Source organism: Streptomyces glomeratus, assembly GCF_021462825.1.
In the GTDB taxonomy this organism is placed as follows: domain Bacteria; phylum Actinomycetota; class Actinomycetes; order Streptomycetales; family Streptomycetaceae; genus Streptomyces; species Streptomyces glomeratus.
In genome coordinates this window covers 1-14,000 of record NZ_JAKEEB010000028.1, presented here as the reverse complement: position 1 = coordinate 14,000, position 14,000 = coordinate 1, and the positions used below count along the sequence as shown (strand labels likewise).

Annotated in this window: 13 protein-coding genes; 6 read left to right on the top strand and 7 right to left on the bottom strand. The window is 70.5% G+C overall.

What is annotated here, in order from left to right:
• Nucleotides 1–112 precede the first annotated feature (112 nt).
• From LZ604_RS26110 to LZ604_RS26100, 3 genes are read left to right on the top strand one after another with little or no spacing between them, the layout of a single operon-like run.
• Nucleotides 113–637 (top strand): PadR family transcriptional regulator, encoded by a 525-nt coding sequence (locus tag LZ604_RS26110; RefSeq protein WP_234517926.1) that lies wholly within the window; start codon nucleotides 113–115, stop codon nucleotides 635–637.
• Nucleotides 634–1,323 carry an ABC transporter ATP-binding protein gene (locus LZ604_RS26105; protein ID WP_234517925.1) on the top strand — a complete coding sequence of 230 codons (690 nt, stop codon included), beginning with the start codon at nucleotides 634–636 and terminating at the stop codon, nucleotides 1,321–1,323. The genes LZ604_RS26110 and LZ604_RS26105 overlap by 4 nt, the downstream gene beginning before the upstream one ends.
• Nucleotides 1,320–3,650 (top strand): ABC transporter permease, encoded by a 2,331-nt coding sequence (locus LZ604_RS26100; RefSeq protein WP_234517924.1) that lies wholly within the window; start codon nucleotides 1,320–1,322, stop codon nucleotides 3,648–3,650. Before LZ604_RS26105 ends, LZ604_RS26100 begins: the two co-directional genes overlap by 4 nt.
• A gap of 81 nt (nucleotides 3,651–3,731) precedes the next feature.
• On the opposite strand, the gene LZ604_RS26095 is transcribed toward LZ604_RS26100, so the two are convergent.
• On the bottom strand, nucleotides 3,732–4,688 hold the full coding sequence (locus tag LZ604_RS26095) for a LysR substrate-binding domain-containing protein (RefSeq protein ID WP_234517923.1): 957 nt from the start codon (nucleotides 4,686–4,688) through the stop codon (nucleotides 3,732–3,734).
• Nucleotides 4,689–4,847: 159 nt separating this feature from the next.
• On the opposite strand from LZ604_RS26095, the gene LZ604_RS26090 reads away from it, so the two are divergent.
• Both LZ604_RS26090 and LZ604_RS26085 read left to right on the top strand, forming a co-directional pair.
• The gene (locus LZ604_RS26090) at nucleotides 4,848–5,402 is read left to right on the top strand and encodes a peroxiredoxin (protein WP_234517922.1); all 555 of its coding nucleotides are present in this window, start codon (nucleotides 4,848–4,850) and stop codon (nucleotides 5,400–5,402) included.
• Between the two features lie 4 nt (nucleotides 5,403–5,406).
• Nucleotides 5,407–5,940, top strand: a complete 534-nt coding sequence (locus LZ604_RS26085; protein ID WP_234517994.1) for an alkyl hydroperoxide reductase — start codon at nucleotides 5,407–5,409, stop codon at nucleotides 5,938–5,940.
• A 137-nt stretch (nucleotides 5,941–6,077) separates the two neighbouring features.
• On the opposite strand, the gene LZ604_RS26080 is transcribed toward LZ604_RS26085, so the two are convergent.
• From LZ604_RS26080 to LZ604_RS26065, 4 genes are all read right to left on the bottom strand, one after another.
• Nucleotides 6,078–7,391 (bottom strand): AI-2E family transporter, encoded by a 1,314-nt coding sequence (locus LZ604_RS26080; protein WP_234517921.1) that lies wholly within the window; start codon nucleotides 7,389–7,391, stop codon nucleotides 6,078–6,080.
• A 172-nt stretch (nucleotides 7,392–7,563) separates the two neighbouring features.
• The gene (locus tag LZ604_RS26075; protein WP_486388717.1) at nucleotides 7,564–8,262 is read right to left on the bottom strand and encodes an aggregation-promoting factor C-terminal-like domain-containing protein; all 699 of its coding nucleotides are present in this window, start codon (nucleotides 8,260–8,262) and stop codon (nucleotides 7,564–7,566) included.
• A 414-nt stretch (nucleotides 8,263–8,676) separates the two neighbouring features.
• A complete protein-coding gene (phoH2, locus tag LZ604_RS26070; protein WP_234517919.1) occupies nucleotides 8,677–10,002 on the bottom strand; it encodes an RNA 5'-3' helicase PhoH2 in 1,326 nt (441 codons plus the stop codon).
• Between the two features lie 321 nt (nucleotides 10,003–10,323).
• Nucleotides 10,324–11,097 (bottom strand): isoprenyl transferase, encoded by a 774-nt coding sequence (locus LZ604_RS26065; protein WP_234517918.1) that lies wholly within the window; start codon nucleotides 11,095–11,097, stop codon nucleotides 10,324–10,326.
• A gap of 589 nt (nucleotides 11,098–11,686) precedes the next feature.
• Between LZ604_RS26065 and LZ604_RS26060 the strand changes: the two genes are divergently transcribed.
• Nucleotides 11,687–12,022 carry a DUF192 domain-containing protein gene (locus LZ604_RS26060; RefSeq protein WP_234517917.1) on the top strand — a complete coding sequence of 112 codons (336 nt, stop codon included), beginning with the start codon at nucleotides 11,687–11,689 and terminating at the stop codon, nucleotides 12,020–12,022.
• A 165-nt stretch (nucleotides 12,023–12,187) separates the two neighbouring features.
• Here the strand turns inward: LZ604_RS26060 and LZ604_RS26055 are convergent, their stop codons facing one another.
• Both LZ604_RS26055 and LZ604_RS26050 read right to left on the bottom strand, forming a co-directional pair.
• Nucleotides 12,188–12,970 carry a class I SAM-dependent methyltransferase gene (locus LZ604_RS26055; protein WP_234517916.1) on the bottom strand — a complete coding sequence of 261 codons (783 nt, stop codon included), beginning with the start codon at nucleotides 12,968–12,970 and terminating at the stop codon, nucleotides 12,188–12,190.
• Nucleotides 12,971–13,054: 84 nt separating this feature from the next.
• Entirely contained in the window at nucleotides 13,055–13,927 is an 873-nt protein-coding gene (locus LZ604_RS26050) for an LLM class flavin-dependent oxidoreductase (RefSeq protein WP_234517915.1), read from the bottom strand.
• Nucleotides 13,928–14,000 lie beyond the last annotated feature (73 nt).

Sequence of the window (14,000 nt, the reverse complement as noted above, 5' to 3'; positions counted from 1 at the left end):
CGTGTAGCAGAACCGTGACAATCGCCCGCCACCAGCACGGATACCGCTCGGACCAAGATCTATACGCGCGATGTATACGTGAGGTGTATACGCCGTATGTACAGTGCTCCTCATGTCCATCGGTCACACCCTCCTAGGACTCCTGGAGTCCGGGCCCCGTCACGGTTACGACCTCAAGCGGGCCTTCGACGAGAAGTTCGGTCACGACCGGCCGCTGCACTACGGCCAGGTCTACTCGACGATGTCCCGTCTGCTGAAGAACGGACTCGTCGAAGTCGACGGGGTCGAGACGGGCGGCGGCCCCGAGCGCAAGCGGTACGCGATCACCGAAGCCGGGATCACCGACGTACAGCGGTGGCTCGCGACCCCGGAGAAGCCCGAGCCGTACCTGCAGTCGACCCTCTACACCAAGGTCGTCCTCGCCCTGCTGACGCACCGCGACGCAGCCGACATCCTCGACACCCAGCGCGCCGAGCATCTGCGCATGATGCGGATCCTGACCGACCGCAAGCGCAAGGGCGATCTGGCCGACCAGCTGATCTGCGACCACGCGCTGTTCCACCTCGAGGCCGATCTGCGCTGGCTGGAGCTGACCGCGGCGCGACTCGGGAAGCTCGCCGAGGTGGTGACCAAGTGACCCCTCCTCCCGGTTCCCTGCTCGCCGCCCAGGACCTGCGCAAGGCGTACGGACCGACCGTCGCCCTGGACGGCGCCGAGTTCTCCGTCCACCCGGGCGAGATCGTCGCCGTGATGGGCCCATCCGGGTCCGGCAAGTCGACCCTGCTGCACTGTCTCGCCGGGATCGTGCCGCCCGACTCCGGCTCGATCACCTACAACGGCCGTGAGATGGCCGGCATGAGCGACGCCGAACGCAGCCTGCTGCGGCGCACCGAGTTCGGGTTCGTCTTCCAGTTCGGACAGTTGGTGCCCGAACTGACCTGTGCGGAGAACGTGGCCCTTCCGCTGCGGCTGAACGGCACCTCCCGCAAGGAGGCCGAGCGGACCGCCCTGTCCTGGATGGCCCGGCTGGAGGTCGACGACCTGGCCGGGAAGCGGCCCGGTGAGATCTCCGGCGGCCAGGGGCAGCGCGTCGCCGTCGCCCGCGCCTTGGTCACGAGCCCGCGCGTGCTGTTCGCGGACGAGCCCACGGGCGCGCTGGACTCCCTCAACGGCGAGCGCGTGATGGAACTGCTCACCGAGGCGGCCCGGTCCACCAACGCGGCCGTCGTGCTGGTCACGCACGAGGCACGGGTCGCCGCGTACTCCGACCGCGAGATCGTCGTACGGGACGGCAAGTCCCGGGACATGGAGCGCAGCGTATGAAGGCGCGCCAGTGGTGGAGAGACCTGGCCATGGGGGCCAGGTTCGCGTTCACGGGCGGGCGCGAGGGGTGGGTCCGGCTGCTTCTCACCGCCGTCGGCGTCGGCCTCGGGGTGGCGCTGCTGCTGCTCACCACCGCCCTGCCCGGCGCCCTGGCGGCCCGCCACGACCGGGAGAACGCGCGCGCGGACCACACCTACAACCAGGAGAAGAAGCCCAAGGGCGACAACACCCTGGTGATCGCGGACATCGACACCCCGTTCCGCTCCAAGGACGTCCGCGGACGGGTGATGGAACCAGAGGGCGCACGGGCTCCGCTGCCGCCCGGGCTGGAGAGGTTCCCCCGGCCGGGCGAGATGATGGTCTCCCCCGCGCTGAAGACGCTGCTCGCGTCCGACGAGGGGCGGCTGCTGCGGGAGCGGCTGCCGTACCGGATCGTCGGCACCATCGGGGAGAACGGGCTCGTCGGCTCGCACGAACTCGCCTACTACGCGGGCGCCGAGGGGCTCGCGGCGAAGATCAGTCCGCCGAATGTGGCCCGGATCGACAGCTTCGGGGATCCGAACCTCACCCCCGAGAAGTCCGATCCCGTCCTGATCCTGCTGATGCTCGTCGTCTTCGTCGTGCTGCTCATGCCGGTCGGCGTCTTCATCGCGGCGGCCGTGCGGTTCGGCGGCGAGCGGCGCGACCGGCGGCTCGCGGCGCTGCGCCTCGTCGGCTCCGACGGGGGTATGACCCGGCGGATCGCCGCGGGTGAGGCGCTCGCGGGGGCGGTGCTCGGGCTGGCCTTCGGCACCGTCTTCTTCCTGATCGGACGCGAGGCCGCCGGGTCTGCCGAGGTTTTCGGCATCAGCGTCTTCCCCGGCTATCTGAACCCCTCCCCCGGGCTGGCCCTGCTGGTGGCGGTCGCCGTACCGGCGGCAGCGGTGCTGGTCACCCTGTTCGCGCTGCGGGGCGTGGTCATCGAGCCGCTCGGCGTGGTGCGCACGGCGAAGCCCGCCCGGCGCCGGCTGTGGTGGCGGCTGCTGCTGCCGCTCGGCGGCCTGGCGATGCTCTACCCGATGGTGGGTCAGGGGCGGACGAACGGCGACTTCAACGAGTACCTGGTCGTCGGCGGTGTCCTGCTGCTGCTGGTCGGTGTGACGGCGCTGCTGCCGTGGGTCGTCGAGGCCGTCGTCGCCCGGCTGAACTCGGGCGGGGTGGCCTGGCAACTGGCGGTGCGGAGGCTCCAGTTGAGCAGCGGCACGGCGGCCCGCATGGTCAACGGGATCGCGGTGGCGGTGGCCGGCGCGATCGCCCTTCAGATGCTGTTCTCCGGCGTCGAGGCCGACTACACCAAGCAGTCGCGGAACGACCTGTCGCGGGCCCAGATGCAGGTGAACCTGCCGGACGGTGTGCCGATCGGCGCGGCCGCCCGGAAGTTCTCCGCCGTCCAGGGCGTACGGAAGGTCACGGCCCTGTCCAGTGGCGACCTCGGTGACAAGCGCAAGGATCCCGCCATGTCCAGCGAGCTCAGCGTCGGCGACTGCGCCGCCCTGCGCGAGCTGGCCACGCTGCCCTCGTGCCGCGACGGTGACGTGTTCACCTTGCGGGGAGCGGAGTACGACACCGACACACCGAAGCTGGTCAAGCCGGGCCGGACGCTGTACCTCGCTCCGTCCTACGGCGACGAGCGCAACGCCGAGGTCGCCTGGACAGTGCCGGGCACCCTGAAGCAGGCCCGGTCCATCAAGGACCCGACGGGGGTGATGCGCGGCGGCATCCTGATGACACCGCGCGCGCTGCCCGGGCGGGCCGCGGCATCGGTCAGGGGGCAGGTCTATCTCTCGCTCGACCAGTCCGTGCCGGATGTGCGCGAGTACGTGCGGAACACGGCGGCGCGGGTCGATCTGCGGGCGGACACCATGGTGTGGGCGGCCTCCGAGCAGTCCCGCAGGTTCACCTCCATCCGCACCGGACTGTTCGTCGGCGCCAGCTGCGTGCTGGCACTGATCGGCGCGAGCCTGCTGGTCTCCCAGCTGGAACAGCTGCGCGAGCGCAAGAAGCTGCTGTCGTCGCTGGTCGCCTTCGGCACCCGGCGCCGCACGCTGAGCCTGTCGGTGTTGTGGCAGACGGCGATACCGATCGCGCTGGGTCTGGTGCTGGCGTCGGCGGTCGGACTGACGCTGGGCGCGATCCTGCTGAAGATGTCCGGTGCGTCGGTGACCGTGGACTGGGCGAGCGTGCTGACGATGACCGGCATCGGCGCGGGAGTGGTGCTGCTGGTGACGGTGCTCAGCCTGCCGCCGCTGCTGCGGCTGATGCGGCCGGACGGTCTGCGCACCGAGTGACCGCCGGCCGCTCCTGCGGGCCCCCTTCCTCTGCCGGGGAAGGGGGCCCGCACGCGTTCACGGTCGGTGACCGGGTGGCGGTCAGGCGTCGGCTTCGAGCACCCGTACCGGCAGTGGGCGCAGGGCGCCGCGCAGCGCCTCGGCCAGCTCCTCGTACTCGGCGCCCCGGGCGGCGCCCGCGCGCATCGCGAAGGCGACGCGCCGGGTCGGGGCCGGGTCAGTGAAGTAGGCGGTGAGGAGCCGGTTGCTGCGGCTGGTCTCCACCTTGAGGGCCGTGTGCGGCAGCAGGGTCACGCCGAGGCCGCCGGCCACGAGCTGGACGAGGGTGGACAGACCGGCGGCGGTCGTGGTCACGGGCGCGTCCTCGCGGCCGGCCTCCCGGCAGATGTCGAGGGCCTGGTCCCGCAGACAGTGCCCCTCGTCGAGGAGCAGCAGGTTCAGCTCGCGCAGCGCCTCACGCGGTATCCCCTCACGTCCGCCCAGCCAGTGGTCGAGGGGGGTGACCAGCACGAAGTCCTCGTCGAACAGGGGAAGTTCGACGACACCGGGCACCCCCAGGGGCACGGCGAGCAGCAGCAGGTCCAGGCGGCCGGTGGTGAGCCCGTCGAGCAGGTTGGCGGTCTGCTCCTCGTGGACCTGGAGGTCGAGGTGCGGATAGCGGTCGTGGACGAGCCTGAGGACGGTGGGCAGAAGGTACGGCGCGACGGTCGGGATCACCCCGAGCCGCAGGACCCCCGTGAACGGCGCCCGGACGGCATCCGCCTCCTCCAGGAGCGCGCCGACCTCCTCCAGCACCGCCTTGGCCCGCACGGCGAGACGCTCACCGGCGGGCGAGAGCAGCACCTTGCGGGTGGTGCGCTCCAGCAGGGTGACGCCGAGCACCTCCTCCAGGGCGGAGACGGCGCCCGACAGCGCGGGCTGGCTCATGCCGATCGCGGCGGCGGCGTCGCGGAAGTGGAGGTGCTCGGCAACGGCGGCGAAGGCCCGCAGCTGGGCGAGACTGGGCTGGCGGCGCCCATGGGACTTGGCCCCTGCCATGGCGTACCCCTTAACCAATAGTCACTGATAGCTCCGGCCGATCAACCGGACCGAGTGTAGCTATTTCCCGTATCAATCGACCGTGTGTCAGGATCGAGAACGTCCAACCCATGAGAAACACCTTGCCTCCGCGGTGTTTCTGTGCTTCAAGGAGAGCGTGTGCTCACTGTCGGTGACAAGTTCCCCGAGTTCGAACTGGCCGCCTGCGTCTCGCTGGAGAAGGGCAAGGAGTTCGAGCAGATCAACCACAAGACCTACGAGGGCAAGTGGAAGATCGTCTTCGCATGGCCCAAGGACTTCACCTTCGTGTGCCCGACCGAGATCGCGGCCTTCGGCAAGCTGAACGACGAGTTCGCCGACCGTGACGCCCAGATCCTCGGCTTCTCCGGCGACTCCGAGTTCGTGCACCACGCCTGGCGCAAGGACCACCCGGACCTGCGCGAGCTGCCGTTCCCGATGATGGCCGACTCCAAGCACGAGCTGATGCGCGCCCTGGGCATCGAGGGCGAGGACGGCTTCGCGCAGCGTGCCGTCTTCATCGTGGACCAGAACAACGAGATCCAGTTCACCATGGTGACCGCGGGTTCCGTCGGCCGTAACCCGAAGGAGGTCCTGCGGGTCCTGGACGCCCTGCAGACCGACGAGCTGTGCCCGTGCAACTGGAGCAAGGGCGACGAGACCCTGGACCCGGTCAAGCTGCTGGCTGGTGAGTGACCCGATGGCCCTCGACTCGCTCAAGAACGCCCTGCCGGACTACGCCAAGGACCTGAAGCTCAACCTGGGCTCGGTCATCGGCAACTCCGACCTGCCGGCCCAGCAGCTGTGGGGCACGGTGCTGGCGACGGCGATCGCCTCCCGCTCGGCGATCGTGCTGCGTGAGCTGGAGCCCGAGGCGAAGGCGAACCTCACGCCCGAGGCGTACACCGCGGCCAAGTCCGCGGCCGCCGTCATGGCGATGAACAACGTCTTCTACCGCACGCGCCACCTGCTCTCGGACCACGAGTACGGCACCCTGCGCGCGGGTCTGCGGATGAACGTCATCGGCAACCCCGGGGTCGACAAGGTCGACTTCGAGCTGTGGTCGTTCGCCGTGTCCGCGATCAACGGCTGCGGGATGTGCCTGGACTCCCACGAGCAGGTCCTCCGCAAGGCGGGCCTCGAGCGTGAGGTCATCCAGGAAGCCTTCAAGATCGCTTCGGTGATCCAGGCGGTCGGTGTGACGCTCGACGCGGAGGCCGTCCTGGCCGAGTGACGGCCGCACTGCCCAAGGGGCCCGCTCCCAGCCGTCGCTGGGGGCGGGCCCCTTCGCATACGCCGAGCTCGTGTGCCGGCCTCGCGTGCCGAGCGGGGAGGGGGAGGGACCGGCGTACGGGCCGACCGCGCCGTGCCCTACGCCGACGGCGCCTCGTCCACCGGCTGCTTCGCCGGGGTCTCGGCGGGCGCCATGGCGAGGTCCGGCTGCGTCTGCTGGTGGGGCACGGCGTTCGCGTACGACCGCAGATAGCCCACCACGGTGTTCGTCACCGCCACCAGCGGCACCGCCACCACCGCTCCGCCGATCCCGGCGATCATCCCGCCGGCCGTCACCGACAGCACCACCGCCAGCGGGTGCACCCGGACCGCCCGGCCCAGGATGAACGGCTGGAGGATGTGGCCCTCGATCTGCTGGACGGCGAGCACCACGACCAGCGTCATGATCGCGGTGAAGACACCCTGCGTCACCAGCGCCACCACCACCGCCAGCGCGCCCGAGGCCACGGCGCCCACCAGGGGGATGAAGGAGAACAGGAAGATGAAGACGGCGAGCGGCACGGCCATGGGCACGTTCAGGAAGTAGATCCCCAGGCCGATGAAGATCGCGTCGATCAGGGCCACGATGACCGTGCCGCGCACATACGCGGTCAGCGTGCTCCACGCCCGCGGACCCGCGCCCGCGACCCCCGGCCGCGCCGCGGCCGGCACCAGCTTGAGCGTCCACTCCCAGATGCGCCGGCCGTCGTAGAGCAGGAAGAGGGTGGAGAACATCGTCAGGAGGATGCCGGTCAGCGCCTCCACGATGACCGTCACGCCCTCCAGACCCGCCGAGGTGATCTGGTCGGTGTTGGCGCCGATCGCCTCCCGCAGATTCTTCGCGATCTCGTTGATCTGCTTGTCGGTGACATGGAAGGGGCTGTGCAGCAGCCACTTGCGCAGCTCGTCGATGCCGTCCTGGATCTGGTTGGAGAGCAAGTCGATGTTCTCCATGACCTGCCAGGTCACGAACCACCCGATCAGCCCCATGATGACGAAGCCGAGGATGGCGGTCAGCGCGGTCGCCGGCCCGCGCGGCACGCCATGACGTTTCAGCCGTGCCACGGCCGGCTGGAGCAGCGCGGTGATGAGCAGCGCGCACACGAAGGCGAGCACCACCAGCTGCACGGCGCTGATGACCCGCATCAGCACCCAGACCGTGCCCGCGAGGACGAGCACCCGCCAGCCCGCCTCGGCCGCGACGCGTACGCCCCACGGGACGGCCTCCACGGGGTGCGGGCGCGGCTGCTGCACGGCGGGCGTGTACGCCGTCGGGGGCAGGGAGTCCACCGGCGGGAGTGGCTCGGGCTCGGCGTCCTCCTTCGCCACCTCGGCGCGGCGCTCGTCCAGCCGCTCACCCACGTGGGTGATCCCGGCGCCGATCCGGGCCAGCCAGCCTGGCAGTTGCGACATGATCCGTCCTCTTCCCCCGTATCCCCGGGTGCTCCCCACCACTCCCCCCTGGAGTCGTCGTTCCCGACCGTACATGGCGGATGCCGGCGGCCGTGAACGGCCGTAGCCCCTCACCCGAAGACGGTGAGGGGCTGCGCAAGGTTGAGTGCCCGGGCGCGGGCGGACCCGCGGCTCAGTACCAGTGGTTGGCCTGCCAGAACGACCAGGCCTCACACGGGCTGCCGTACCGGCTGTTCATGTAGTTGAGGCCCCACTTGATCTGCGTGGCCGGGTTGGTCTGCCAGTCGGCACCGACGGACGACATCTTGGAGCCGGGCAGGGCCTGGAAGAGACCGTAGGCACCGGAGGAGGCGTTGACCGCCCGGTAGTTCCAGCTGGACTCGTGGTCCACGATGTTGCTGAAGCACTGGAACTGACCGGCCCCCACCATCTGACGCGCCATCGCCTGGATCTGCGCGACCGAGTAGGAGCTCTGGACCGGGAAGCTGGACACGTCACGGGTCGCGTCGCGGCTCGCCTTGGCCTCGGCCTCCTTGCGGGCCTTGGCCGCCTCTTCGGCCGCCTGGGCCGCCTTCTGCTTGGCGACCGCGTCCGCGGCCGCCTGCTTGCGGGCCGCCTCCTCGGCGTCCTTCTTGGCGCTCGCGTCCGCGGCGATGGCCTGGGCGTCGGCCTGCTGCGTCAGCGACGCGGTCTGCACCTGGGCCTGCTGACCCGCGGGTATGTCCGCGAGAAGCGTCGTGTCATTGGCCGTTGCCTCGGCGTCGAGCGAGGGCTGTCCAGTGCTGCCCGAGGCAACACCGGTGACGGCGCCGACAGCGGTGACCGCGGTGGCCGAGGCCACTGCGAATCCCCGGACCGAAATCCGGCTCACACGGTTTCCTTCCAGCATCGCCCGCTTCGGTGACCCTGGCGGACGCAATCGTGCCCCTGACGCTGGCCTCCCAACTGCGGGGTCACGGGAGGCACGGGCCCGGTGGGCAACTTCCGCGAGGGAAGCGCCGCGTGGTGCTCGGGCGGCATACGACGGCTCTATGGAGTTCTGGTGTTTCGGTTGTGCGGTACCGCTGGGGGTACAGCTGTGTCGTATGCGGGGCCTGACAGGAGTGAGACTCTGCCGTAACCGGACGCCGGGTGGCAATTCTGCGCTGAGTGTGAAAGCTCACACCTCGTTTGGCCCAAGGGATTCACGGAAATAGCCGCACATCAAAGCGCCGCCCGGCTAGGCTCTAGACCTTTGCCGGGCGGCGCCAACCGATGAGTAACTAGCTCACGTTGGACATGAGGTTCAGATCTGCCCCTCTTCCAGCATTTCGGTCACAAGGGCTGCGATCTGGGACCTCTCGGACCGGGTGAGCGTGACATGCGCGAAGAGCGGATGCCCCTTCAGCTTCTCCACGACGGCGACGACTCCGTCGTACCGGCCCACCCGCAGGTTGTCCCGCTGGGCCACGTCATGCGTCAGAACGACCCGCGAATTGGCTCCGATCCGGGACAGAACGGTCAGCAGGACATTCCGTTCGAGTGACTGGGCCTCGTCCACGATCACGAAGGCGTCGTGCAGGGAACGGCCCCGGATGTGGGTGAGCGGGAGAACCTCCAGCATTCCGCGTGCGGTGACCTCTTCGATGACCTCGCGGGTGGTGACCGCGGACAGGGTGTCGAACACCGCCTGCGCCCAGGGGCTCATCTTCTCGGCCTCGGTGCCGGGCAGATAGCCGAGTTCCTGCCCGCCGACCGCGTACAGCGGCCGGAAGACCATCACCTTCTGGTGCTGCCTGCGCTCCAGCACCGCCTCCAGGCCCGCGCACAGCGCCAGCGCGGACTTGCCGGTGCCGGCCCGGCCGCCCATCGACACGATCCCGACATCCGGGTCGAGCAGCAGATCGAGGGCGATCCGCTGCTCGGCGCTGCGGCCCTTGATGCCGAACGCCTCCCGGTCCCCGCGGACGAGACGGACATTGCCCTCCGCCGTGACGCGGCCCAGCGCCTTGCCCCGCTCCGACTGGATCGTCAGGCCGGTGTGGACGGGCAGGCCGGCGGCCTCGGACACATGCACGTGACCCTCTTCGAACAGGATGTCCACCTGTTCGGCCGACAGGGTCAGTTCGGACATGCCGGTCCAGCCGGAGGAGTCCGTGATGGCCAGCTCCGCGCGGTACTCCTCGGCGAGGAGCCCGACCGAGGACGCCTTGATCCTCAGCGGGAGGTCCTTCGACACGACGGTGACGTCGAACCCCTCCGCCTGGAGGTTGCGGGCGACCGCGAGAATGCGGGAGTCGTTGTCCCCCAGGCGGTAGCCGGTGGGCAGCACGCTGGGGTCCGAGTGGTTGAGCTCGACCCGGAGGCTCCCGCCGAGGTCCCCGATCGGAATGGGGGCGTCGAGACGGCCGTACCGCACCCGGTAGTCGTCGAGCAGGCGCAGGGCCTGCCGGGCGAAGTAGCCGAGTTCGGGATGGTGCCGCTTGGCCTCCAGCTCCGTGACCACGACGACCGGGAGCACGACCTCGTGCTCGTCGAAACGGGTCAGGGCGTTCGGGTCGGCCAGCAGGACGCTGGTGTCGAGAACATAGGTGCGCCGGTCTGGCTTGTGGCGCTTTGTGCTGGTCACCACGGAAGGACGTACCCCCTCGGATGAGGTCGGGGAGCGACGGGAAGGAACTGGACCGGTTGCCGGCCGCGATGCACGGGCCGGAAACCGGCCCTCCGCTGCTTCCTCCGTACAGTGACCGCACGGTCGGGCTGGTGCAAAGGGCCTCCCGGGCGGACGGCCCCGAGCCGCCCGCTGAGATACGACACCCGTGGTTCGGGTGTCGACCTGTTTGGCTTATGCCCTCGAACACGCGCTGCCATGCCAGGGCATACGGCGGCGCCCCGGTGAACTCCTCGTGACGTCCCCCATGAGCGGGCACCCGAATGGGTGACCAGGGGGTGCTCAGCCGCCGTAGCGGCGGTGCCGCGCGGCGTAGTCCCGCAGCGCGCGCAGGAAGTCGACCTTACGGAAGGCCGGCCAGAAGACCTCGCAGAAGTAGTACTCCGAATGGGCCGTTTGCCACAGCATGAAACCGGACAACCGCTGTTCGCCGCTCGTTCGGATGACGAGGTCGGGGTCGGGCTGGTCACTGGTGTACAGGTGCCGGCCGATCAGGTCGACGTCCACGGACTCGGCGAGGTCCTCCATCGAGGTGCCCTTGTCGTGGGCGTCGAGGATCATCGAGCGTACGGCGTCGGCGATCTCCTGGCGGCCGCCGTAGCCGACGGCGACGTTGACGAGTATCCCGTCGATGTGCGCGGTGGTCTCCTCGGCCTCCTTCAGCGCGGTCTGCACATGCGCAGGCAGCAGGTCGAGCGCGCCGACGTGGTGCACGCGCCAGCGGCCGTCGGCGGCGAGCGAGCGCACGGTGTCCGCGATGATCCCCAGGAGCGGGACCAGCTCCTCCTTCGGCCGGTTCAGGTTGTCCGTGGACATCAGCCAGAGGGTGACGACCTCGACGTCCGTCTCGGCGCACCAGCCGAGGAACTCCTCGATCTTGTCCGCGCCGGCCTGGTGGCCCTGCGCGGTGGTGGAGCCCGCCGCCTTCGCCCAGCGCCGGTTGCCGTCCATGATGACGCCGATGTGCTTGGGCACCTGAGCGTGGTCCAGGTGACCTTCCACCCGGCGTGCGTACAGCCTGACCAGCAGGCCGCGCAGCTTGTCGCGCAGGTTCACGTGATTGTCAGCCCCTCCGTGCGGATCAGACAGGTGCGGGCGGGTGCGCTCCCGTCGGATGGCGGTCCCCGGGGGCGAAGCCTACCCCCGCGGAACCGGCCCACCACCCAGGGGTGCCGGCGGCCGGCCCCGGGAGTGCACCGGTGAACGGAGGGTGTGTCATGCCTCTTCCGGTTCCGGGCCGGTGGGGGTGTCACGCCCTCCCGGCGGGATCGGCTCCGGCCCTTCGCCCCTCCCCGGTACGGCGCCGGCCGGGGACGGCAAGAAAAACGGGCCGGTCCGTGGGGGGGAGACGGACCGGCCCGAGGGGGGGTTTCCACCATAACCCTTCGTAAGGGCCGGCGTGTGCATTGGCGGGACACAACTACTCTCCGAAATCGCCCGGCGACGCGTGGGTGGCCTCGGAGGCGCTGATTCCGCGTGGAATCATGGCTGAATACAGGGGATTCCAAGGGAATCCGGCTGATTCATGAGGGATCCATGGGGTGGGGGTGCGGTGGCGGGACCGTAGACGACACCGGGCGGTGTACTCCGGGTGGGTGACCCGCACACGGATGGGTCACTTGACGCCACCGCTAACGTCACGGACATGGCCACGTTCACCACGGCGGGGACGGCCGCACCGATACCGCTGGAGATCGCCCGGTCGGCGCGCGACCGGCGGCGCGGGCTGCTGGGGCGCGAGGGGATCGAGGGGGCGTTGCTGCTCAGTCCGGCGAGCGCGGTGCACACCGTGGGCATGCGGTTCGCGATCGACGTCGCCTATCTGGACCGCGGTATGCGCGTGGTGAGGGTGCGGACGATGCCACCGGGGCGGATCGGCCTGCCTCGTCCCTGGGCGCGCCATGTTCTTGAGGCGGAGGCCGGAGCGATGGGGCGTTGGGGCATACGCCGCGGAAGCCGCATCGTCCTGCGGGACGTCTGACGGGGCGTCGGCGCGGGGGCAGCGCACCGCGCAGCCCCCTCCACTGCGCGGTGCCGCCCGCGCAGCTTTGCTCACGCGAATACCTTGGTCTGAACTTAACGTGCGCCGTGCCGGCAACGCGAGCCGCCCTCGATAACGATGTGGAAACCCGGGACGTCCGTCCCCTCACGTGGACGCCGCTACCCCGGGTTTACGGGCCTCGACGAGAAAGCGGGTGCTGTGGGCGACGAAGGGCCCCTCGGAGCGGATGCGCTCGTGCAGGGACCGCAGCCGGGGCTCGTACCGCTTCACGGTGAAGCCGGGCACCATCCAGATCACCTTGCGCAGGAAGTGCACGACCGCTCCGATGTCGTGGAACTCCATGCGCAGCCGGGCCTCCTGCAGGTCCACGACCTCCAGACCGGCCGCTTCGGCCTCGGCCCGCGCACGCCTGGGGTCCCGCGCGCCTCGTACCTCCTCCGGCTGCGGCCCGAGGAAGTACTCGACGACCTCGAACGCGCTCGCCGGGCCGACCTGCTGGGAGAAGTACGTGCCGCCGGGGCGCAGGACGCGGGCGACCTCGTGCCAGTACGTCCGCACCGGGTGCCGGCTGGTGACGAGGTCGAAGGCGGCGTCCCCGAAGGGCAGCGGTGCGTCCTCGGGCGAGGCGACGACCACGGCACCGCGCGGGTGGAGCAGGGCGGTGGCCCGGGCGACGTTCGCCGGCCAGCCCTCGGTGGCGGCGGTGACCGGCGGCAGGGCGGGGGCGGAGGCCAGGACCTCCCCTCCTCCGGTCTGGATGTCGAGCGCGGCGGAGGCGCGCCCCAGCCGCTCCGCCATCGAACGCGCGTACCCCCACGGGGGTCGCTCCTCCGTGGCCCTTCCCTCGAACCACGAGAAGTCCCAGCCGTCGACGGAGGCGTCGACGGCTTCCCGGACGAGTTCTTCGAACGTACGGTCGGCGCGCATACCGGCGATGTTCCCGGCGGAAGGACCCGGGACGCGACCGAATAACGGCCGCCGGGCCCGCGCCCCGCCGGCCTCGGCAGCCCCCTACGGCACCAGCGGGCGGACTTCCCCGGCCGCGAACCGTACGAAGCCCTCGGGATCCGGCTCGTCGCCCGTGGGCTGGAGGACCACCGTGTCGGCGCCCGCCTCCGCCAGCCGCCGGACGGCCTTGGCCACGGCGGAAGCGTCCCCGGCCACACCGAGACCCGGCACGGAGCCCGGGCCCTGCGCGGCCAGCTCGGCCTCGAGACGGGCAGCCGCGTCCGGGCCGGTGGCGGTGAGCAGCTGGACGACGACGTGGTGGGGGCCGGTACGGCCGGCCGACGCCCGCCCTTCGTCGATGAGGTCGCGGGCCCGCCGTACGCCCTCCGGCGTGGTGGCCGCGGTCAGGATCGTCCCGTCCGCCGCCTCACCGGACAGCCGCAGGGAGCGCGGTCCGGTGGCCCCGGCGAGCACACGGACCGGCTCCGCGGGCGGCCAGTCCAGCGCGACGCCGTCCAGCCTCACATACCGCCCGTGCGTGGTGACGCGCTCGCCGCGGAGCAGGGCCCGCAGGGCGTCGAGGTACTCGCGCAACAGCGTGAGCGGCGACTCGGCACGGGCGCCGACCTGTCCCATCCAGCTCTGGACGCCGTGCCCGACACCGAGGATCGCCCGGCCGGGGAACATTCGTTCCAGCGTGGCGGCTTCCATCGCGGTGACCGCGACGTTCCGCAGCGGCACGGGCAGCAGTCCGATGCCCACGCGCAGCCGCTCGGTCCAGGCGAGCGCGGCCGCCATGGCCGAGACGCCCCCCTCCAGAAAGCAGTCCTCCCACAGCCACAGCTCCTCGAGGCCCGATTCGTCCGCCAGCCGCGCCAGCGCGCGCAGCCGCTCGGGAGGCAGTTGGGGCCGGAACACAGCACCGAGTCCAGTCATGCGGCTCTACCTTCTTCCTGGGTCCGCCCCAGCCATTCGTAGGGTTGTGGCACCCAGGGGAGCTGGGTGTGGC

Excerpts from the sequence above, each read along its gene's own strand:
- LZ604_RS26095 (WP_234517923.1), bottom strand. The coding sequence starts at position 4,688 with ATGGCAGGGGCCAAGTCCCATGGGCGCCGCCAGCCCAGTCTCGCCCAG.
- LZ604_RS26050 (WP_234517915.1), bottom strand. The coding sequence starts at position 13,927 with ATGACTGGACTCGGTGCTGTGTTCCGGCCCCAACTGCCTCCCGAGCGG.
- LZ604_RS26100 (WP_234517924.1), top strand. The coding sequence starts at position 1,320 with ATGAAGGCGCGCCAGTGGTGGAGAGACCTGGCCATGGGGGCCAGGTTC.
- LZ604_RS26110 (WP_234517926.1), top strand. The coding sequence starts at position 113 with ATGTCCATCGGTCACACCCTCCTAGGACTCCTGGAGTCCGGGCCCCGT.
- LZ604_RS26085 (WP_234517994.1), top strand. The coding sequence starts at position 5,407 with ATGGCCCTCGACTCGCTCAAGAACGCCCTGCCGGACTACGCCAAGGAC.
- LZ604_RS26080 (WP_234517921.1), bottom strand. The coding sequence starts at position 7,391 with ATGTCGCAACTGCCAGGCTGGCTGGCCCGGATCGGCGCCGGGATCACC.
- LZ604_RS26060 (WP_234517917.1), top strand. The coding sequence starts at position 11,687 with ATGGCCACGTTCACCACGGCGGGGACGGCCGCACCGATACCGCTGGAG.
- LZ604_RS26055 (WP_234517916.1), bottom strand. The coding sequence starts at position 12,970 with ATGCGCGCCGACCGTACGTTCGAAGAACTCGTCCGGGAAGCCGTCGAC.